This window comes from Pedobacter frigiditerrae (assembly GCF_032678705.1).
Classification (GTDB): Bacteria; Bacteroidota; Bacteroidia; order Sphingobacteriales; family Sphingobacteriaceae; genus Pedobacter; species Pedobacter frigiditerrae_A.
Map to the genome: position 1 here is coordinate 2,352,244 of NZ_JAVTSS010000001.1, position 19,934 is coordinate 2,372,177.

19 protein-coding genes are annotated in these 19,934 nt (G+C 33.7%); 12 read left to right on the forward strand and 7 right to left on the reverse strand.

What is annotated here, in order from left to right; all coding sequences use genetic code 11:
- The first annotated feature begins 313 nt into the window (after positions 1-313).
- The 3 genes from R2Q59_RS09265 (at position 314) to R2Q59_RS09275 (ending at position 2,562) form a co-directional block, all read left to right on the forward strand.
- Entirely contained in the window at positions 314-829 is a 516-nt protein-coding gene (locus tag R2Q59_RS09265; RefSeq protein WP_316768108.1) for a DUF6646 family protein, read from the forward strand.
- 170 nt (positions 830-999) lie between these two features.
- Positions 1,000-1,620 carry an outer membrane beta-barrel protein gene (locus R2Q59_RS09270; RefSeq protein ID WP_316768110.1) on the forward strand — a complete coding sequence of 207 codons (621 nt, stop codon included), beginning with the start codon at positions 1,000-1,002 and terminating at the stop codon, positions 1,618-1,620.
- A gap of 288 nt (positions 1,621-1,908) precedes the next feature.
- Entirely contained in the window at positions 1,909-2,562 is a 654-nt protein-coding gene (locus R2Q59_RS09275; RefSeq protein ID WP_316785297.1) for an outer membrane beta-barrel protein, read from the forward strand.
- A 50-nt stretch (positions 2,563-2,612) separates the two neighbouring features.
- On the opposite strand, the gene R2Q59_RS09280 is transcribed toward R2Q59_RS09275, so the two are convergent.
- The 3 genes from R2Q59_RS09280 to R2Q59_RS09290 form a co-directional block, all read right to left on the reverse strand.
- Complete coding sequence (locus tag R2Q59_RS09280) at positions 2,613-4,277, reverse strand: M28 family metallopeptidase (RefSeq protein ID WP_316785298.1); 1,665 nt, start codon at positions 4,275-4,277, stop codon at positions 2,613-2,615.
- A gap of 272 nt (positions 4,278-4,549) precedes the next feature.
- Positions 4,550-5,758, reverse strand: coding sequence for an MFS transporter (locus tag R2Q59_RS09285; protein ID WP_316785299.1), 1,209 nt, complete (start codon positions 5,756-5,758; stop codon positions 4,550-4,552).
- 221 nt (positions 5,759-5,979) lie between these two features.
- Entirely contained in the window at positions 5,980-8,484 is a 2,505-nt protein-coding gene (locus tag R2Q59_RS09290; protein WP_316785300.1) for a S9 family peptidase, read from the reverse strand.
- Between the two features lie 188 nt (positions 8,485-8,672).
- Between R2Q59_RS09290 and R2Q59_RS09295 the strand changes: the two genes are divergently transcribed.
- Positions 8,673-9,554 carry a polysaccharide deacetylase family protein gene (locus tag R2Q59_RS09295; RefSeq protein WP_316785301.1) on the forward strand — a complete coding sequence of 294 codons (882 nt, stop codon included), beginning with the start codon at positions 8,673-8,675 and terminating at the stop codon, positions 9,552-9,554.
- Between the two features lie 130 nt (positions 9,555-9,684).
- Here the strand turns inward: R2Q59_RS09295 and R2Q59_RS09300 are convergent, their stop codons facing one another.
- The 3 genes from R2Q59_RS09300 to R2Q59_RS09310 all read right to left on the reverse strand — a co-directional run bounded on the left by R2Q59_RS09300 (position 9,685) and on the right by R2Q59_RS09310 (position 11,501).
- The gene (locus tag R2Q59_RS09300; protein ID WP_316768120.1) at positions 9,685-10,137 is read right to left on the reverse strand and encodes a 3-oxoacyl-ACP synthase; all 453 of its coding nucleotides are present in this window, start codon (positions 10,135-10,137) and stop codon (positions 9,685-9,687) included.
- Between the two features lie 151 nt (positions 10,138-10,288).
- Entirely contained in the window at positions 10,289-10,864 is a 576-nt protein-coding gene (locus R2Q59_RS09305; RefSeq protein WP_316785302.1) for a nitroreductase, read from the reverse strand.
- A gap of 82 nt (positions 10,865-10,946) precedes the next feature.
- The gene (locus R2Q59_RS09310; protein ID WP_316768124.1) at positions 10,947-11,501 is read right to left on the reverse strand and encodes a hypothetical protein; all 555 of its coding nucleotides are present in this window, start codon (positions 11,499-11,501) and stop codon (positions 10,947-10,949) included.
- 64 nt (positions 11,502-11,565) lie between these two features.
- Between R2Q59_RS09310 and R2Q59_RS09315 the strand changes: the two genes are divergently transcribed.
- Both R2Q59_RS09315 and R2Q59_RS09320 read left to right on the forward strand, forming a co-directional pair.
- Positions 11,566-12,270, forward strand: coding sequence for a hypothetical protein (locus tag R2Q59_RS09315; protein ID WP_316768126.1), 705 nt, complete (start codon positions 11,566-11,568; stop codon positions 12,268-12,270).
- Positions 12,271-12,474: 204 nt separating this feature from the next.
- Complete coding sequence (locus R2Q59_RS09320) at positions 12,475-14,097, forward strand: ABC-F family ATP-binding cassette domain-containing protein (protein ID WP_316768128.1); 1,623 nt, start codon at positions 12,475-12,477, stop codon at positions 14,095-14,097.
- 59 nt (positions 14,098-14,156) lie between these two features.
- Here the strand turns inward: R2Q59_RS09320 and R2Q59_RS09325 are convergent, their stop codons facing one another.
- Positions 14,157-14,312, reverse strand: coding sequence for a hypothetical protein (locus R2Q59_RS09325; protein WP_316768130.1), 156 nt, complete (start codon positions 14,310-14,312; stop codon positions 14,157-14,159).
- 134 nt (positions 14,313-14,446) lie between these two features.
- Between R2Q59_RS09325 and R2Q59_RS09330 the strand changes: the two genes are divergently transcribed.
- The 6 genes from R2Q59_RS09330 (at position 14,447) to R2Q59_RS09355 (ending at position 19,905) form a co-directional block, all read left to right on the forward strand.
- The gene (locus tag R2Q59_RS09330; protein WP_316785303.1) at positions 14,447-15,076 is read left to right on the forward strand and encodes an ABC transporter ATP-binding protein; all 630 of its coding nucleotides are present in this window, start codon (positions 14,447-14,449) and stop codon (positions 15,074-15,076) included.
- Positions 15,073-16,305, forward strand: a complete 1,233-nt coding sequence (locus R2Q59_RS09335; protein WP_316785304.1) for an ABC transporter permease — start codon at positions 15,073-15,075, stop codon at positions 16,303-16,305. The genes R2Q59_RS09330 and R2Q59_RS09335 overlap by 4 nt, the downstream gene beginning before the upstream one ends.
- A 4-nt stretch (positions 16,306-16,309) precedes the next feature.
- On the forward strand, positions 16,310-16,753 hold the full coding sequence (locus R2Q59_RS09340) for a hypothetical protein (RefSeq protein ID WP_316785305.1): 444 nt from the start codon (positions 16,310-16,312) through the stop codon (positions 16,751-16,753).
- A 178-nt stretch (positions 16,754-16,931) separates the two neighbouring features.
- Entirely contained in the window at positions 16,932-17,630 is a 699-nt protein-coding gene (locus tag R2Q59_RS09345) for a hypothetical protein (RefSeq protein WP_316785306.1), read from the forward strand.
- A gap of 290 nt (positions 17,631-17,920) precedes the next feature.
- Complete coding sequence (locus R2Q59_RS09350; protein ID WP_316785472.1) at positions 17,921-19,375, forward strand: outer membrane beta-barrel family protein; 1,455 nt, start codon at positions 17,921-17,923, stop codon at positions 19,373-19,375.
- A 35-nt stretch (positions 19,376-19,410) separates the two neighbouring features.
- On the forward strand, positions 19,411-19,905 hold the full coding sequence (locus R2Q59_RS09355) for a MarR family winged helix-turn-helix transcriptional regulator (protein WP_316785307.1): 495 nt from the start codon (positions 19,411-19,413) through the stop codon (positions 19,903-19,905).
- The last annotated feature ends 29 nt before the right edge of the window (positions 19,906-19,934 follow it).

The following is a 19,934-nucleotide window of genomic DNA, read 5'->3' on the forward strand; positions in this document are numbered from 1 at the left end:
TAAATTCAAATATTGCAATCTTTTTTGTAGCCTTGTAATGCAGCTTAAATGATAAGATACAATTGCAAATACTCACCACCTATTTTTATGATATGATTTATAAATGTCTTCTAATCTGATGCGATAGAAAGACAAATGATATTAGTGTTCCAAAAGCTGGTTAACATATTGCCTTACAGTTAAAAACAATGTCTTTTAACGACAAATTATATCGCCAAATTTTATTTTTTTAACCCATAGTTTAAATCTTTTGAACCTTTAAAATTGTCGGTTTTTATACGCTACTTTTGGCGGTTTATTAAAGCAAATATTTATGAAAAAGATTTTTACAAGCTTCCTTATCTTGTCTGCAAGTTACGTTAATGTTAATGCACAGACAGATGCTTACAAGGGAAAAGACGATTTGAGGTACCATATTGGTGCTAGTTTACAAAAATTTGGAACTGGAATAGTAACCTCCTTAGATTATGGACTAGGCGAGAGCTTTTCTGTTGGCGCACAAGCAGGCTACCTTTTAGGTACTAAGAAAATTGCGGGTTTGGATAAGGCTGGATTTGGTGATAGATTTGACCTTAAAGCTCGATTTAATGCAAATTTAGGAAGCGTAATTGGTCTGCCCTCAAACGTTGATGTATACCCTGGTTTAAACTTAGGATTAAAGAATTTTGGCGGTCATGTTGGCGGTAGGATTTTCTTTTCAAAAGGCTTCGGTCTTTTTGCCGAAACACAGTTCCCGATTGCTAAGTATAACTCAGCTGCTATTAATTACGAAAAATTAAACAATCAGTTTTCTGTTAATGTTGGTGTTGCCTTTGATTTAGGTAAATAGAAAGAGTAAATTACCTTAACGATTCATATCATCCTCAAAAAATTCTGAGGATGATTTTTTTTGACCTGATTATTAGGTATTTAACTTATTTTTTAGTTATAAAACTAAAATGATAGTTGTTTTTTGAAATTTTCTTTTTAATATTGATATACACATAAAACAACACACAAATGAAATCTAAACTATTAATCATGGGCGTACTATGCGCCGTTGCGTTCACAGCAAACGCACAAAAAAAAGGTACTAATGCCCTAAGCTTTGGAGTAAATGTAAATACCGAAAAGCAGAAAAATCTTGGAGGAGAAATAGAAATAAAAACTAATTCTTATTCAATAGGTTATGGTAATTTTATTAAAGATAATACCAAAATTGGATTTGATTTAAATTATTCAAAATATAACTATTCAAACGCTCCTTACGACAATGAGAGTAAAAACTATGGTGGTAACGTAACGTATCAGAAATATTTTCCCCTGGTGAAAACCTTATATGCTTATGCAGGTGGTAGGGCTGGGTATAATTATGGTACACAAGAAAGCACTAGCACAAATCAGGTAACAGAATACACAACTAATACTTATAACGTAGGTGCATTTGGAGGCATAACTTGGTTTCTGTCAAAGAGATTTGCATTTGAGACTAGTCTGTTATCAGCAAATGCAAGTTACGCTGAAACAAAACAAAAGGAGAATTCAACAGGCGGTACTTTTGATTATACACGTACTTCCTTTAATCTAACTAGCGAAGGTTTTATTAATAACTTGGGCTTTAAGGTTTATATTTTATTTTAAATCTTTCTAAAAAGAAAAGCCGTTAATTTACAGCCTTAATTGTAAGTTAACGGCTTTTCTGCTGATAAAAGGGAAGCTATACAGTGTGAATTGAGGAAAGACAACAATGGGGATCGGGGTCTCGCAACTGAAACTAACACTAAAAAAAAACCGAAAATTCAATTTAGATTGAAAAAATAGCTTCCATATTAACTGTTTACCAGCAACTTATGCCATAAAATCTGCTTTTAAGCTGTTGCATATTTTGTGGATTTTATTTAATATTGATTACACACAAATTAAATCGATATGAAAATTAAATTCTTTATGATGGCTACGCTATGTGCCATTGGATTTGTAACACATGCCCAAATCCAAAAAGGCTTAACTATGGGTGGCTTAAGTTTAAGCTTTGGCACTACAGACCAAAATTCAAATGCTACGAGGTTAAATTCCTTTGCCATTAATCCCAGAATTGGGTATTTTATAGATAACAATCTTTCTCTTGGAATGGAGTTTAATTATAACCTATCAAAACTTAATGGAGAATTTTATGATTATTTTGACAACAACACAAATTCAATACAAAGTGGTTTCGGTTTCAAAGAAGAAAATTTTGGGTTATCTCCGTTTGCTCGATATTACATCCATATTAAAGACAATTTTAAATTCTTCGGACAGGCTGCCTTAACTTTCCAAATCAACAGCTATAAAAACATAGATAATACCGGTTATTTATATAGAACAGACTATACATTTAAAGGTTTTGGCGCAAGTTTAAATCCAGGCTTCGCATTTTTACCGTCAGGAAAATGGGATATCGAATTATCTTTTCCTTTAATTAGCTATTTTAACGAAAGAGGTACTAGCCAAGATTATCATTTCAGAAGAAGCAGAAATATACAACTTGTACTTGACAATTTTACACCAGCATTTGGTGTAAACTTTCATTTTAGTCTGTAATAAAAAAAAGCCGCTGAATGCAATTAATCTGCAAATCAGCGGCCTTTTTATCATAAAACTTTAATCATACTTTTTTCACGAATTGCTTTAAATTCACTTCCCTCTTTCCAACCAGGGAAAGTAGTTTCATTACTTAGGCGATAACCAACACTAAATAATAATCTTAAGTCTTCTACCATACCAGAGAAATCCCATTTGGCAGGTTCAAAATTATCCGCAGGTGCGTGATAGCGATTTGCTGTATAATCTTCTTTTTGTGCTTTACCCCAAACTAAACCTTTGGCTACATTTTCGTCACCAGTCTCTGTATATAAAGCAGGTATACCAACTTTCGCAAAGTTAAAATGGTCTGACCTGAAGTAATATCCAGCTGATGGATTTGAGTCTTTAACCACAACCCTACCTTGTTTTTCTGCAGCTTCTACTAAATAATCTTCCAATTCAGATTGACCAAAACCAACTGCAATAATGTCTTTGGTTTTTCCATTGGCCTGCATGGCATCTATATTAATGTTGGCTACAGTTTTTTTTACTGGAACTAAAGGATGGGCACCGTAATACTCCGAACCTAATAAACCTTGTTCTTCTGCGGTAACAGCTAAGAACATAATTGAGCGCTCTGGTTGTTGTTTTGCTTTTTTAAAGGCTTCGGCTAAAACTAGTAGAGCAGCAGTTCCAGTGGCATTATCTACAGCACCATTGTAAATAGAATCTCCATTTACAGCTTCTCCCTTACCTAAATGGTCCCAATGTCCCGAATAAATGATATACTCATCGGCTCTTTTAGTTCCTGGTAATACAGCTGCCACATTGTGAGATATAGATTTTTTTATAGTATTGTTTATGGTAGTCGAAATATTTAAACCTAAATCAACTGCTTTAAATCCTTTTTTACCTGCTTGGAACATTAAATCTGCAGATTTACCTGCCATTCTAAACATCGCTTTAGCTACATCTTGTGTAATCCAACCCTCCATTAAAGCTCTCGACTTATTTCCATCTGCAGCTTCCAGATATAATTTAGATTTAGACCAACCACTTCTAACCACTGCCCAAGGATAACTTGCTGCTTTATCTTCGTGAATTATAATCACCCCTGTTGCGCCTTGACGAGCAGCTTCTTCAAACTTGTAAGTCCAACGACCGTAATAAGTCATCGTTTTACCTTTAAAAAGAGTAGAATCAGTGAAACCAGGGTCGTTAACCATTACTACGACAGTTTTTCCTTTAACATCTAAGCCTTCATAATCGTTCCATTTGTATTCAGGAGCAACAATTCCATAACCAGCAAAAACCATTTCAGAGTTTTCTATCTTAACTTGTTCAGTCACGTGGCGACTTGCACCCACAAAATCATCCAGAAATTTCAAACTCTTTACACCAAGACCAGCATTTGTTTTAATGACTAAATCACTTGGTGTAGATTTAATATCAACCATAGGCAAATCCTGAAAATAACTTTCTCCATTACCTGGTTTTAAACCTAGCTTCTTAAATTCTGCTTCTAAGTAGTTAATAGTTTTGGTTTCGCCATCGGTAAAAGGTTTCCTTCCTTCAAAATCGTCTGAAGCTAAAACGGCAATATGTTTTGAGAAAGCAGTGTCATTAATTGCTTTTAAGGCCACAGAATCTGTCACATCTGAACCAGATTGCGATGATTGACACGACGAAAAATAAGCTGCTACAGCCAGCAAGCCTAATAATTTGCGATACATAAATTTATGTTTAGGTGTATAGTTGAAGTTAAAGAATTAATCGCATAGTTATGCCAACACAGCTATTTTTTTGGAAAAACAAGGTTCAACATTTATAGCTTCCGACAGTCCCGCTATTCGTTTCAATCTTTTGTCCTTCGACAAGCTCAGGATGACAAAAGGATTTACACTGCTATCTGGTTTAAAATACGAAGGCAAAACCACAAACCCAAAAACCTACAAGGTTTAAAATCATTAATCAAAACAAAATTAAGCCAAAAAAAGGTACAATTTTAGGCTTTCTTTGTCGTAGAAATATTTGGCAAAAATGCTGTTAGTAGGCCTATCAATGGCAAAAATGCACAAACATTATAAACGTAATTAATGCTTGTAGAGTCAGCTAGCCTACCTAATAAAGCAGAGCCGATTCCTCCCATACCAAAGGCGAAACCGAAAAATAATCCAGCTACCAAGCCTACCTTTCCAGGAATTAATTCTTGTGCATATACCAATATTGCAGAAAAAGCTGAAGCTAAAATTACCCCGATAGGAACAATTAAAACACCAGTCCAGAATAGATTGCCGTGTGGCAATAGCAATGCAAATGGCGCAGTGCCCAATATCGAAGCCCATATTACATATTTACGCCCAATTTTATCGCCAACTGGCCCTCCTATTAATGTTCCAGCTGCCACAGAGAAAAGAAATACAAATAGATAAACTTGTGAAGTTTGCACGGATACGTGGAATTTTTGAATTAAATAGAATGTAAAATAACTCGTTAAACTAGCCATGTAAAAGTATTTCGAGAAAATCAAAATCAATAAAATTGAAATCGAAAAAACAACTCTTCGCTTACTTAAATTGTGTCCTAATTTTTTTGCTTGAGTTTTAACTCTTTCACTTAACCTTACTAAATAACCTTTGTACCAATTCCCAACGTAAGTTAAAACTACAATTGCTAAAAGAGCTATTAGCGAGAACCAAACTACACTAAACTGACCATAAGGAACAATAATCCAAGCAGCCAATAATGGTCCTAAAGAGCTTCCTGCATTTCCTCCCAATTGAAAAACCGACTGCGCCAATCCTCTTCTTCCGCCAGATGCGGCATGTGCCATTCTCGAAGCTTCGGGATGAAAAATAGAAGAACCTGTTCCAATTAAAGCCACAGCGAACAAAATCATATAAAAATCAGATGATTGAGAAAGTGTAATCAGACCGATTAAGGTAAAGCCCATTCCCGTGGCTAATGAAAATGGCTGTGGCTTTTTATCGGTGTACAAACCTACAAATGGTTGAAACAATGAAGCCGCCATTTGAAAAGTGAAAGTGATTAAACCGATTTGAGTAAAACTTAAATGATAGCTATTTTTTATGATGGGGTAAATTGCAGGTATTAACGATTGTATGGTGTCATTAAGCAGATGAGAAAAACTGAGTGCAAAAAGTATAGGAAAAACTGTTTGTTCGGCTAATAATTTTGGAGATGGAGTATTCATTTGCATTAGTTTATAAAGGGCAAATTTAAAAATTTAACCAAGGGAACTGACTGTGTTTCTACATAATTACGTCAAATAAAAAGGCTCCTATTTGGAGCCTTAATCAATTTCATTGTTTTCTTTCTATTTCTCTATTCATTCAATTTAACCACAAAGACAAGAGAACACCAAATAAAACACTAGCAATGCTTTTTGTTCTTTGTGAATTAGTGGTTTAAAAACTACTGCTTTCGTTCTACTTCCCTATCCATTTCTGTAATATTCACATTGGTCGATTGGGAAAAATCGCCTAACAAATAGTTGTTAAAGTAATCTGCTAAACGCCAAAACATGTATTCTGTCATGTCGCCAAAACCATGACGCTGACCAGGAACAATCATGTAATCGAATCTTTTACCAGCCTTAATTAACGCACTTGCAACTCTAATTGAGTTGGCAGGGTTTACGTTATTATCAACATCGCCATGCATTAATAACAAATGTCCTTTCAAGTTTTTGGCTAAATCTGCATTTTTATCAATCGCATATTTGAAAGTGGTATCGCCTTTGGCAGAAACAATTTCTTTAACTCCATGGTGTTTTTCGCTCCACCAACGATTGTAAATGCTGTTATCATGGTTACCCGCAGCAGAAACAGCCACTTTAAAGAAATCTGGATAAACTAGTAAAGCCGCAGTTGACATGAAACCACCACCAGAGTGCCCAGTTATACCGACTTTATTTGCATCAATAAATGAATATCTATCAGCTAATTGTTCGATAGCAGCTTTTTTATCAGCCAAACCATAATCACGCAAGTTTCCATAGCCATAAGTATGATACCATTTAGAACGAGCTGGGTTACCACCTCTGTTTCCAACTGTGATGACCACATAGCCTAATTGAGCCAAACGGTCGGTTCTATCCATGCTTCTACCAAAAGACTTATTAACCGCTTCAGTTTGTGGACCTGGATAAACGTACTCTATAATTGGATATTTTTTATTTGGGTCGAAGTTAAATGGCTTGTACATTACGCCATAAATATCGGTAACGCCATCATCAGCTTTAACTTTAAATGGTTCTGGGAATTTATAACCGGCAGCCATTAGCAATGATAAATCTGCTGTTTCTAAATCCATTACTTTATTACCTAAATTATCTAATAAAACTGATTTAGGAACTGTATTAACACGAGAGAAATTATCAATAAAAAACTGAGCCTCATCGTTCATGTTCACAGCGTGATCAAAATCCCCACTATTTAATAATTTCATCCCTGTACCATCAAAGTTAATACGGTACAAATGCATAAAATATGGATCTTCCTTAGCTTCGCGGCCGTTTGCCGTAAAATATAACACCCTGTTTTTTTGGTCGATTTGAACTATACTTTCACAATGGAAAGAACCAGAAGTAATTTGATTTTTTAATTTCCCAGCACCATCAAATAAATAAAAATGTCCCCAACCATCACGTTCGCTCCAATGGATAATTTCTTGTCCGCCATTAATTAAACCAGGTCTTTGAACCTCTACATAAGTGTTAAAACGTTCGTCGATAATTTGAGTTACAACACCAGTGTTAATGTTAATGGTGCAAATATCAATGCGTTTTAAATCTCTACTGGTACGGGAGAAATAGAACTTCTCATTATCTCCTAACCAAATAGATGGGCGGAATTCATTATCTCTATCTTTATTTAAATTTTCTTTACCCCAAGTAGAAATACTCTGATCTTTAAAAGCAGTAGTATTTATTGTTTTTTGAGTTTTCGCTTCAAAATTGAACAATACAAATTCATCAATAGGAGATTCTTTTTCTCCTGGCATTTGATATTTATAAGTCTCTAAGGTTGGTCTGCCAGCAGATACACTATTAATTACCCAAAGGTCTTTTACCTTTCTAGAATCAGTTCTATCTAAAACAAAGTATTTAGAATTTGGCGACCAAAGTACGTAAGCACCTCTCCTCTTTTTATCGTTCTTTACCACTTCCTCATTATTTTCTCCATCTCCATCGCTACCGTAAGAATAGAATTTAACACCATCTTTTGTTAATTGATGTTCTACAATTGTGCTGTCTTCTTCATTTTTAACAGCTTTTTTATAGTTTGCTTTATCCATCCAATACAAGTTGTAATTACGAGAGAAAATTACAGCTGAAGAATCCGGTGCTACTGAGCCCCAACTCGGTTTTGCCTTTGGTTTTTCATAATTTTTAACTTCTGTCAGTTTATTTGATGCCAATTCGTAATTAAAGAAAAAGATTTTTTTCTGCATCGAATCTGCAGCTTTTTTATCTTTCCTGTCTTTTTTAACTTCGTCAATTGTACTTCTTATTTCGAAATTGATGCTTTTTTCATCCTTCGCAAATTTTAAGTTCTCAATTGGTAAATGTTGTGCATCAAACGGATCACGAATAATCATTGTTATTTTTGAAGCTAATTCTTCGCTATTAAAAAGCAGTTTTTTACTTTTTGTAGCTGGTTCAACTATGTACCACTGTTTGCCGTTTGGAGTTTCGTATTGATACCAAAATCTATTGGTTAATTTTAACCAATGCGGATCTACAGCTGTTGAATAAATGATTTTTCTGAGTTTTGTTGGCGAAAAACGAGCTGCAGCTTGGTAGTTTGCCTTTTCTGGAGCTTGTGTAGTTTCTGTTAATGAGATTGTTTTTGTTTGGGCAAAGGCCTGAGCGCCAATTATCGAAACAAAAGTTAAGAGGAAGTAGAATTTCTTCATTGATGATTGTTGTTGGTAAAATAAAAGGCCTAATTTATTTAAAATGTGTGTTTAACAATCAATTTTATTGTAATAAAAGAGATAGCCAAATTTCAAATTATTAAACAATTAAGTTTTTATCAACAGTGTTGAAAATTATATCTTAGAATCTATATCGATTTTATAGTTTTGCGGTATATACTGTACTTATGAAAATGAATTTCTTATCAATTATTGCAGCCGCACTAATTTTAGTAGTTGGCTGTCAATCTAAATCACAATCTACTGCAGAAGATGCTGCAAAAAACGGTACCACAACAGCAGTTGAAGCGAACAGCACAACAACAGAAAAAGTTGATGTATCTAAAATTAAGGTTGCTGATGCTAAAACAATTTTAGAGCGTAAACAAGTTCCTATTTTATGTTATCACCAAATAAGAAATTGGAAAGCAGGTGATGGACCAATGACTAAAGATTATACTGTAGAAACACAGAACTTTAAAGACCAAATGAAAATGTTAGCTGATAGTGGCTACCACACCATTTTGCCAGATCAATTGTATGCTTATTTAAACAATGGAACTAAACTGCCATCAAAACCAATCATGCTAACTTTTGATGATACCGTTTTAGATCAATATACAACAGTAAACCCAACTTTAAAAAAATACGGATTTAAAGCCGCATACTTTATTATGACTGTTTCTATAGGTAAAAAAGGAAAGTTTGTAAACTATATGAATGCCGAACAAATTAAACAACTCTCTGACGAAGGAAATACGATTGGAAGTCATACATACGACCATAAAAACTTCAAAAAATATGAAGGAAAAGATTGGGAAGAGCAATTAGATAAACCGACTAAAAGGTTAGAAGAAATTATAGGTAAAAAGATAGATTATTTTGCATACCCTTTTGGTCTATGGAATAACCAAGGTTTTCCGGAGTTAAAAAAGAGAGGATTTAAAATGGCATTTGCATTAGCAGATAAAAGAGATGAAAGAGACCCTTTAATGAGCGTAAGACGTATTATCGCCAGCGGTCATTGGAATCCAAAAATGTTAAGTAATAGCATTAAAAATAGTTTTTAAATGAGGAAATAGAGAATAGAAAATGGGAAATAAATCAATTTTATTTCCCATTTTGCTTTTATACCTAATTGCGATTATCTATTTCTTATTCTTATTCTCTATTCCCTATTTCCCATTCCCTATTTACAATTTATGCCACCTCTTTTATCTGGTATTTTTTGCCGTTAAAATCGAACGAAGCACCTTTTTCCTTTCCTAATAACAATTTGCCAATTGGCGAAACAGCAGAAATAGCAAAAATCGTGTCTTTGCCTAACTGTAATTGTCCTGCACTAATACTCAAGTAAAAATTACCTTGGCTAGTATAGACCAAGCTTCCATTTCTTGCCGAATCAGAATAAGGAGCATCTTTTATGGAAGTCAGCACACGCTGGTTTTCCTCAGCATCTATTAATAACCTTTTGTTTCTATCAATGTCTTGTTGCATCATTTCGCGACTGGTTTCGTATTTGTCTCCAGCGCTACTTTTTGTATCATCATTACTTGCTTCCCGAGCTTGCTTTAAAGCTGTTTCAGCAGTATTTATTCTTTCTTCAATAAATTTTAAACAAAGTTGATATAGGGAATCCTTGATTTCTTGCATAATTTATATGGTTTGTGCTATTTTAAATATATTAAATTTTAACTAGCAATACCAATGGTTTTAAATTTTTGTTAAATTATCAGATTGTTGAATTGTAAGATTGTTGAATTCTTAAATTGCTAACTGAAAATTGAAATCTTATAACTGAGAACTATTTCTCTATCCACTTCACTTTATCTGCAATAGGCGTTCTGTTTGCGTCTCTTGGTTTTTCATTATGATAACCCATATAAAAAAGTCCAAAACACTTCTCATTTTCTGCAAGACCTAAAAATTCTCCCAAATTATCAATTAACGGCGGAGAGCTCCAATAAGCACCAACATTTAAGGCTTCTGCAGTTAATGCCATATTCTGAACGGCACAACCCACCGCAGCAATTTCTTCCCAAGCTGGTAATTCATTAGGGTGAAATTGAATGTTTATTGCTAAAATGCAATCTGCCTGATTTGTTTTTTCTGAAAAGCTGTTATACTTTTTCTGTAAAAATTGATGTGCAGGAACAGTGCTTTTATATAAATCGCCAAGTGTTATTCCCAATCTAGTCTTTGCTTGTTTTCGAATAACAACAAAACGCCATGGTTGTGTTAATTTATGTGTTGGTGCATAATTAGCACTTTCTAGTATTTGTTCAATTACAGCAACTGGAATTTCTTTTTGAATGTAGCTTACAGGAAAAATACTTCTCCTACTTTTTATAATGCTCGATAATACTTCGTAATTATTCATAACCAAAATTAAAATATTAAGTTACGAGTTTTTATTAAAGCTTGTTTTATTGCTTTATTGTTGCATTGTTAACTGAAAACTGTTAACCAATTAACTGTTTCCTTATCTGTTTAACTTTTGAATAAAAACCAATACTTTCCTTATCTACCAAAAAATCCATTGTTTGTAAGAGTTCATCCTTAATCCAATTATGTTTTGAATTTAAGTTAGCCAGTATATTTAAACAATGTGATTTAATAGCAACAGGATTTTTTTCATCAATTAACCAACTAAAAACGGTTTCCACAATATTTTCAGTTTCGTAATTTCGAATCAATTCTTTTATAACTAAAGGAGCTTTTTTACTGGTCATTAAAGCTAAAATCTTACCGTAATGCCTGCGACAAGAAAGATTATCTTGTGTTGAAAACACAGTTAAGAAATGTGTTGATTGAGGTATAAATCTTTCCAAATGCTTAATGTAGATGTTTTCTAAAACCCAAGCAGCCCTAAAAGCTATTTGTTCATTTTTATTAAATGAAGTTGCTATCAAATCTCTTACTTCAAATAATATATTACTTGAAGATGATGAGAGTTTATTTATCTCTTCTTTATTAAGTGTTTTACTCAACTCAACTATGATTTTAGTTTTTTCCATAAAAACTTGCTACAAAAATTTTTAATACATATCTTTAAGTGAAATTAACATTAAACCATTTATTATGAAAGCGATTGCATTTCCAATAATGATAACAGGCGCATTAATCGCCGCAATTATCAATCCTAGTAAGGTTGTACAAAAAACAAAAGTTCTTGCTGATAACTCAAGAATAACTTATAATTTAAACGACAAAAATAAACTAGATGGAGCTTATTTTGTTGAAAATACTCAAAGGAATATATGGCTTAGAGGTACTTACAAAGAGGAAAAGAGAGCTGGAAATTGGTATGCTTTTAATAGTGATAAAACAGTTTTCATGAGATACAATTATGACTTAAAAAAATTATTATATCTTGATACTGTTGCTCTTAAAAAAGCTGAAATATCTATTACAGACAAAAATGATGAAGCTGCAAAAAATGCTTCTCCAGCACTCCCAATCTGCTCAATTGATCAATTTTTATCTATTTTAGGTGAAAGCGCTAAAGCTGGCTACCCTAAAGAGAATCTAGTCTACAATCAATTAATTGATATTACTATTATTGCAAAGGTAAAATCTGAAAAAGATGTTACTTATAGTGTTAATTACACAAAAAAGGGTCAAGTTTATGCCTATCCAATTAATAAAAAAGATATAGATTTTAATATTGACTGGATCCCATCTACCTATAATGGGAAGGATGTTGAAGCGGAATTTAAGGTTCCTGCTAAAATTATGTTCTATGAAGATGGAAGTGGGATGAGACGATTTGTTTGGAATTATTAATTAAGATTTTAACTTACTTAAAGCAATCTTCGGATTGCTTTTTTTTTGCCTTATTTTTCGCTTAACAAAACTTTAGCCGAAAATAGAAAGTAAGCAGGGGGAATTTTGTCAAGAACAAACGATTTATGGTTCCAAAAACCTTTTACCCTCTTCCTTTTAACCCTCAACCTTTTTAACTACCTTTGCACTTTATTTCAGAACAATATGATTTCAGTATCTAATCTATCCCTTCGTTACGGCAAACGCACTCTTTTTGAAGATGTTAACGTTAAATTTACCCAAGGCAATTGCTACGGTGTAATTGGTGCTAATGGCGCAGGTAAATCTACCTTTTTAAAAATCTTAAGTGGTGAAGTTAATCCAACTTCTGGCTCTGTAGCCTTTACTCCTGGTGAGCGTATGGCTGTTTTAAAGCAAAACCATTATGAATTTGATGAATTTTCGGTTTTGGAAACGGTGATGATTGGGCACAAAGAATTGTATGACATCATGAAGGAAAAAGATGCCATTTACCTAAAGGAAGATTTTACCGATAAGGATGGTGAGCGTGCTGGAGAATTAGAAAATATTTTCGCTGAAAAAGATGGCTGGAATATGGAAAGTAATGCAGCAACTTTATTGAGCAATCTGGGTATTAAAGAAGAGCATCATTACAAACAATTAAAAGAATTAGATGGTAACCAAAAAGTACGTGTTTTATTAGCGCAGGCTTTATTTGGTAATCCTGATATTTTATTACTGGATGAGCCTACCAACGATTTGGATATTGATACCATTGCTTGGCTAGAAGATTTCTTGGCAGATTATCAGGCTATTGTTTTAGTTGTAAGTCACGATAGGCACTTTTTAGATGCAGTTTGTACGCACATTGTGGATATTGACTTTAGTAAATTAAATATTTATACTGGTAACTATACTTTCTGGTACGAATCGAGTCAATTAGCTTTAAAGCAACGCAGTGACCAGAATAAAAAGACTGAGGAAAAAGTTAAAGAACTACAAGAATTTATTAGACGCTTTAGTGCCAATGCTTCGAAATCTAAACAAGCAACTTCACGTAAAAAAGCATTAGATAAAATTGACATTACCGAAATTAAAGCATCTAGCAGGAAATATCCCGCTATCTTATTCAACAATTTAGCTAGAGAAGCTGGCGACCAGATTTTACAGGTTGAAGGATTAAGTAAAACTGCACACGGTGAAGTTCTATTTAAGGATGTGAATTTTATGGTAAACAAGGGCGATAAGATTGTAATTCTTTCTCAAAATAGTTTAGCCACAAGTGCTTTCTATGATATTTTAGCTGGAAGAGATGAAGATTATAAAGGCAATTTTAAGTTTGGCGTTACGATTAGCAAAGCTGATATCCCTAATGATAATTCCGAATACTTTGAAGGCAAAGACGAAAACTTGGTAGATTGGTTGCGTGAATACTCTGGAACTGATGCAGATGAGCAATTTGTAAGAAGCTTTTTAGGTAGAATGCTTTTCTCTGGCGATGAGGTGTTGAAAAACGTAAAAGTGCTTTCTGGAGGTGAAAAAATGCGCTGTATGTTCTCTAGAATGATGTTACAATTAGCTAACTTATTAATGTTTGACGAGCCAACCAATCACTTGGATTTGGAGTCTATTACCGCATTAAACAACGGAATGAAAGATTTTAACGGGACAATCTTGTTTACTTCACGAGATCATGCCTTAACCGAATCTGTTGCAACAAGAGTTATTGAGTTAACACCAAAAGGAAGCATCGATAGAATGATGACTTATGACGATTACATCAACAATGAAGATGTAGCAAAGTTGAGAGAAGAGATGTATAAATAGTTGAAACATATTTTATATTAAAAGCCTTGAATTATCCATTCAAGGCTTTTTAGTTTATGTTACTTTTCATTTTCCATTTTATCAGCATACTTCTTAAGCTTACCACCCCTGTATTTTCTGTTTTTTACATAATCATACCAGCCGCGATACCTGAAGGCTAATAAAGCTAAAAGTAACGGTATACTTGCAATAAGGATTATGGTTTTTATTTCCATTTGATTAGTTTGAATTTCTGAATTTACACATTTCCCTTAATTAATCGCAGTAGCAAATACTTTACAAGCTTAAACTCGGCTATTAAAATGTATCTGCTATTTTTGTATCAAGCTAAAGCGCTTTTTAAACAAGAATGATTTCAATTAAATCTGTATCCCACAGTTATAAAAACACCAAACCAATCATTTTTAAGGATTGGCAAATTAATAATGGAGAACAATGGTTGCTGCTGGGTGAATCTGGAAGTGGGAAAACAACACTTTTGCACATTTTAACAGGCATTTTAAAGCCAAAACAGGGCGAGGTAAATATCAATGATACTTCTATCTACAGTTTATCTAGCAAAAATTTAGACCAGTTTAGAGGTCGTAACATCGGGATAATCTTTCAACGTCCACATTTAATAAAAAGCTTAACAATTGCAGAAAACTTGCTTTTAGCACAAGGTTTTGCCCAACTTCCAGCAAACCATCAACGTATTGATGAAGTTTTAAACTCCTTAGACATTATTCATAAAAAAGACGCTTATCCTTCTACCTTGAGTCAAGGTCAGTTACAACGTGTTTCAATTGCAAGAGCAGTGATTAATAAACCCGCCTTATTAATTGCAGATGAGCCAACATCTAGTTTAGACGATAAAAATGCAGCTGCTGTATTAGAACTATTAATGCAACAGTCTGGTTTAAATCAGGCTACATTAATTGTGGCCACCCACGATAAAAGAGTTAAAGATGCATTTACCCATACCTACGATTTAGCATGAGCCCATTTAAAATAAGTTGGAAAAGTATTTGGTCTAAACCACTATCTTCAGGATTAAATATCATGCTGATAGCTTTTGGGACAGGCATTTTAACGATTCTATTGTTGGCCTCAACCCAAATTGAAGAGAAATTAAACAATAACTCTAAAGACATTGATTTGGTTGTTGGTGCAAAAGGGAGTCCGCTGCAATTAATATTAAGTAGCATTTATTACATTGATTTTCCTACTGGAAACATCCCCCTAAAAGATGCAAACGAATTGTCTCATAATCCTTTTGTAAAACGAGCAACTCCCCTAGCCTTGGGCGACAATTATAATGGCGTTCGCATTGTTGGTACAGACAGTAACTTCATCAGCCTTTATGGCTTAAAATTACAAAGCGGCAAATTTTGGAATGCAGATTTAGAAGCCACAATAGGGATAAACGTTGCAAAAGAACAAAACCTAAAAGTTGGTGATACCTTTTTTGGCGCTCACGGTTTAACAGAAAACAAAGATTTACATAAAGACCATGCTTATAAAGTTGCAGGTATTTTAGCCCCTCAAGGAAATGTAACTGACAATTTGATTTTAACAAATATTGCCAGTGTATGGAAAATGCATGAAGAAGAGATGGAAAATGGAAAAGGTAAAACGGAAGATGTTGAACAGAGCGAAATCCCGACTTTTCGGGAGGAGAATGAAGACCGAGAAATCACTTCCTTATTAATCCAATACCGTTCTCCAATGTCTGTAGTGATGTTTCCGAGAATGGTTAATCAAGGAACAAATTTACAATCAGCATCTCCAGCGATGGAAAGTACAAGACTGTTTTCTCTAATTGGCGTTGGTGTAGATACCTTACAATGGTTTGCCATATTGATTATGCTAATTGCAGCGATCAGCGTCTTTGTAAACCTATACAACTCTTTAAAAGAGAGAAGCTACGATTTAGCCATAATGAGAACACTTGGCGCCTCGAGAACTAAGCTTTTTATAATTGTAATACTCGAGGGATTAATCTTAACCATTGCTGGAACATTTGTGGGTATTGCTTTGGGACATTTCGCATTAGAGCTGATTGCTCACTACCAAGAAAGTAGTCAAGCAAAGTTAACTGGTATGATTTTTATTACATCTGAAGTTTATTTATTGCTTGCTGGTTTGGCTATTGGTATATTTGCATCAATCATTCCTGCAATGCAGGCTTACCGCTCTAATATTTCTAAAATACTTGCTAAAAATTAATATAATGAAGAAACTGACTTTTATATTTTTATTATTTATCGGCTTTGCTTTTTCTGCCAAGGCACAACATGACCCAAGCGACCAAATTCTATCTGCGAATTGGGATGTAATTGGAAGTGTAGATTTCAAAACCGTAAAGGACACTGAAATGTATGCTATTTTCGGTCCTGAGATTAAAAAGTATGCCAACAAACCTTTTGAATTAGAAGGTTATATCGTTCCAATTAAAGACGGAATGAAACAGACAAAATTCATGCTTTCTACTTTACCAATTAACCAATGTTTCTTTTGTGGTAAAAATGGTATTCCTGTAATGGTGATGGTAGAATTAACTGAACCCATCAAATTCACTTATCAAACCGTTAAAATTAAAGGGAACTTAAAGTTAAGCACTGCAAACTCCATGGATGTGCCACCAATTAGCTTAACTGCAGCTAAAGCACTATAATCGATTTAACTGTGATTATTTCAATACAAAGTTCTTGATTTAAATTCAAGAACTTTTTTGTTGACAATTATATTTATGTAATAACTTACATACTTAACAAATTTTAACATTTCCACGAATTGTTATAATTATATATTTGCTTTATTAAATCCAAAAAACAAACTAAATATAGCACAATATGAAAACCAATAAAAAAATAAGCTATTTATTTGTCTTATTTATTTACGTAAGTACTTACACAAATAAAGCAATTGCTCAAGAAAAACAGTTATTTACATTGAAGGGGATTTTAAGCAGTGAGCAAGTAAAAGTTGATGGGATTAATATACATCTATTAAAAAGCACCGATAAATCGCTTATTAAAATAGAATACAGCAATGCTGAAGGTGCTTTTATTTTTGAAAAAATACCTTCAGGCGATTATATGATAATTACTCAAAGTATGGGTTTTGAAAAATATTCATCTGCGGTGATTAACCTAAATAAGGATATTGATTTAGGAAAAATCAACCTTAAAGCTGTATCTAAAAAATTAAATGAAGTTACTGTAACCGCTACCCGCCCATTCATTCAGCAGCAATACGATAAAACCGTAATCAATGTAGAAAATTCGATTTCTGCAGTTGGTAGTACCGCACTTGAAGTACTTGCGAAGGCACCCGGCATTACCTTAGACCAAAATGAAAACATAGCTATGCGTGGAAAACAAGGTGTATTGGTCATGATTGACGGCAAACCAGTTCCAATGTCTGGTCAAGATTTAGCGAGCATGTTAAAAGGAATATCGGCAAATCAGATTGATAAAATCGATTTAATTACCAACCTTCGGCTAAATATGATGCAGCAGGAAATGCAGGAATTATTGATATCAAACTAAAAAAAGGAAATAATGTTGGTACAAACGGCAATGCAACATTAAGTTACGGACAAGGAAAATATGCCAAATTAAATCCATCATTTAACTTCAACCATCGTACAAAAACAGGGAATGTTTTCGGTTCTTATAGTTATGGCTTCAATCAAAATTTTAATCAGTTAGCTATTTTCAGGGATTTTTACAACCTTAACAATCAACTAAAAGGTAGTAATAACTATGATAATTACAGTAAATTTCAATTTAATAACCACAACGCTAGAATAGGCAGTGATTTTTACCTCAATAAGGACATCACCGTTGGTTTCTCTGCAAATGGCAATTACAATTCAGGAGAAGTAAACTCGAACAACTTAGGCAACTCATATAATGGGCAATCTCAAAGTACAGGTACCTTTAATACTGTAGCCGATAATTCACCTCACCGCGAAAATAATAGCATCAATTTAAACTATCGTCATAAGTTAGATACAGCTGGCAAAGAATTAGCCATCGACTTAGATTATGCAAATTTCACTTCAGAAGAAATACAAAACAACCTTACAAATTATTTCGATGTTAATGGAGCACAAGCAAAGAGCCCTTATCAATTAAGGGGTAATTTAAATGGGAGTTTGAGCATTAAATCTTTTAGGGTTGATTACCAACAACAAATAAGAGCCATTAAAACCAAATTAGAAATGGGCGTAAAAAGCAGTTGGGTAAAATCTGACAATGATGTTCAATTTTATGACTTGAGCAATGGAGGAAATGTTTTAGATGCTAATAAAAGCAATCATTTTATTTACGACGAAAATATTAATGCGGCTTATTTAAATGCCTCACGTTCATTCAAAAAACTAAGCGTACAATTAGGATTAAGAGCAGAAAACACTAATGCAGATGGATTTCAATTAACCGACCAAAGTAGATTTGACCGAAATTATACGCAGTTATTCCCAAGTGCATACGTTGGCTATAAATTCACCGAAAACAGCGATTTGGGCATCTCGTTAAGCAGAAGGATAAATCGACCTTCTTATCGCCAGTTAAACCCTTTTAAAGTTTTCTTAGACCCTTTAACTTACAGCACGGGAAATCCTTATTTAAAACCAGAGCTTACTAACTCTTTTGAGCTTACCCATACTTATCAGCAAAAGTACATTACTAAATTAGGCTATAGTAAAACAACCGATAATATCCTTACTGTACTTTCGCCAGATGCTCAGCCAAACTCAGTTATACAAACCAACAGAAATTTAGCAGAATTTGACTACTTCAATTTTAGCTTTGGTTTTCCAATTACACTTGGAAAATGGTTAAACAGCACCAATAATGCTTTGGTTTATTATGGATTATATAGTGGCAACTTGGTGAATACTGATTTAAAAAATAGTCGTGTTGCCTTTAATTTTAGTTCTAATAATATCCTAAAGATTAGTCCTACAGTAACTGGGGAGGTAATTGGAAACTATCAAAGTAGAAATTACTACGGACCTTTAGACATTAAAGGAAATTGGGGCTTAACAGTCGGTCTACAAAAACAGCTATTAGCCAAAAAAGCATCTTTGAAATTAAGTGTAAGTGATGTCTTTTATACCACAAAAATTGATGCCTATACCATCCTTACTGGTTATGGAGAACAATTTTATCAAAGTAGAGATAGCAGGGTTGCAACTTTAAGTTTTTCTTATCGATTTGGTAAATCTCAAGTTTCAAGTTCAAAAAGAGCTGGTGCGGCAGATGAAGAAAAAAGAAGAGCAGGCTAATGCTTGAATTCCTTAACTTAGTTAAAAAATAATAGATGGATTTAGTACATGAACTTGCTGAAATTGCCTTAGCAACTCGATTAAAAAGGTTGAGTGAAAGACTTTCAAGTGATGTAAGTAAGATATATAAGGAATCTGATGTAGATTTCGAAGCACGATGGTTTTTAATCTTAACGCTATTGCAGAAAGAAAAGTTAATGGCAATAACAGAAATCGCTGATTCATTACAGCTTAGTCATCCTGCAATTATTCAGCTAGTACAAGAATTAATACAAAAAAACCTGATTAAGGCCGCATTAGATAGTAAGGACGGCAGGAAAAGAATGGTTTCGTTAACTCCCAATGGAAAAAGGACATTGGAAAAAATTGAACCTATATTATCATCAATTAAGGAAGAAAATAAAAAATGGATTGAAGGAAGTAGTGCCAACATCCTTAAAATATTAGCAGAGTTAGAACAAGCCTTAAATGAGCAAAGTATGTATAATCGCATTAAGCTCAATATGCTACTCCAAAAAACTCAAGCATAAAAAACCCAGTTTGCCATTGCAAACTGGGT

What these genes read in the sequence shown, in the direction of transcription:
- R2Q59_RS09265 (WP_316768108.1), top strand. Translation starts at nt 314, where the DNA reads ATGAAAAAGATTTTTACAAGCTTCCTTATCTTGTCTGCAAGTTACGTT.
- R2Q59_RS09270 (WP_316768110.1), top strand. Translation starts at nt 1,000, where the DNA reads ATGAAATCTAAACTATTAATCATGGGCGTACTATGCGCCGTTGCGTTC.
- R2Q59_RS09275 (WP_316785297.1), top strand. Translation starts at nt 1,909, where the DNA reads ATGAAAATTAAATTCTTTATGATGGCTACGCTATGTGCCATTGGATTT.
- R2Q59_RS09280 (WP_316785298.1), bottom strand. Translation starts at nt 4,277, where the DNA reads ATGTATCGCAAATTATTAGGCTTGCTGGCTGTAGCAGCTTATTTTTCG.
- R2Q59_RS09285 (WP_316785299.1), bottom strand. Translation starts at nt 5,758, where the DNA reads ATGAATACTCCATCTCCAAAATTATTAGCCGAACAAACAGTTTTTCCT.
- R2Q59_RS09290 (WP_316785300.1), bottom strand. Translation starts at nt 8,484, where the DNA reads ATGAAGAAATTCTACTTCCTCTTAACTTTTGTTTCGATAATTGGCGCT.
- R2Q59_RS09295 (WP_316785301.1), top strand. Translation starts at nt 8,673, where the DNA reads ATGAAAATGAATTTCTTATCAATTATTGCAGCCGCACTAATTTTAGTA.
- R2Q59_RS09300 (WP_316768120.1), bottom strand. Translation starts at nt 10,137, where the DNA reads ATGCAAGAAATCAAGGATTCCCTATATCAACTTTGTTTAAAATTTATT.
- R2Q59_RS09305 (WP_316785302.1), bottom strand. Translation starts at nt 10,864, where the DNA reads ATGAATAATTACGAAGTATTATCGAGCATTATAAAAAGTAGGAGAAGT.
- R2Q59_RS09310 (WP_316768124.1), bottom strand. Translation starts at nt 11,501, where the DNA reads ATGGAAAAAACTAAAATCATAGTTGAGTTGAGTAAAACACTTAATAAA.
- R2Q59_RS09315 (WP_316768126.1), top strand. Translation starts at nt 11,566, where the DNA reads ATGAAAGCGATTGCATTTCCAATAATGATAACAGGCGCATTAATCGCC.
- R2Q59_RS09320 (WP_316768128.1), top strand. Translation starts at nt 12,475, where the DNA reads ATGATTTCAGTATCTAATCTATCCCTTCGTTACGGCAAACGCACTCTT.
- R2Q59_RS09325 (WP_316768130.1), bottom strand. Translation starts at nt 14,312, where the DNA reads ATGGAAATAAAAACCATAATCCTTATTGCAAGTATACCGTTACTTTTA.
- R2Q59_RS09330 (WP_316785303.1), top strand. Translation starts at nt 14,447, where the DNA reads ATGATTTCAATTAAATCTGTATCCCACAGTTATAAAAACACCAAACCA.
- R2Q59_RS09335 (WP_316785304.1), top strand. Translation starts at nt 15,073, where the DNA reads ATGAGCCCATTTAAAATAAGTTGGAAAAGTATTTGGTCTAAACCACTA.
- R2Q59_RS09340 (WP_316785305.1), top strand. Translation starts at nt 16,310, where the DNA reads ATGAAGAAACTGACTTTTATATTTTTATTATTTATCGGCTTTGCTTTT.
- R2Q59_RS09345 (WP_316785306.1), top strand. Translation starts at nt 16,932, where the DNA reads ATGAAAACCAATAAAAAAATAAGCTATTTATTTGTCTTATTTATTTAC.
- R2Q59_RS09355 (WP_316785307.1), top strand. Translation starts at nt 19,411, where the DNA reads ATGGATTTAGTACATGAACTTGCTGAAATTGCCTTAGCAACTCGATTA.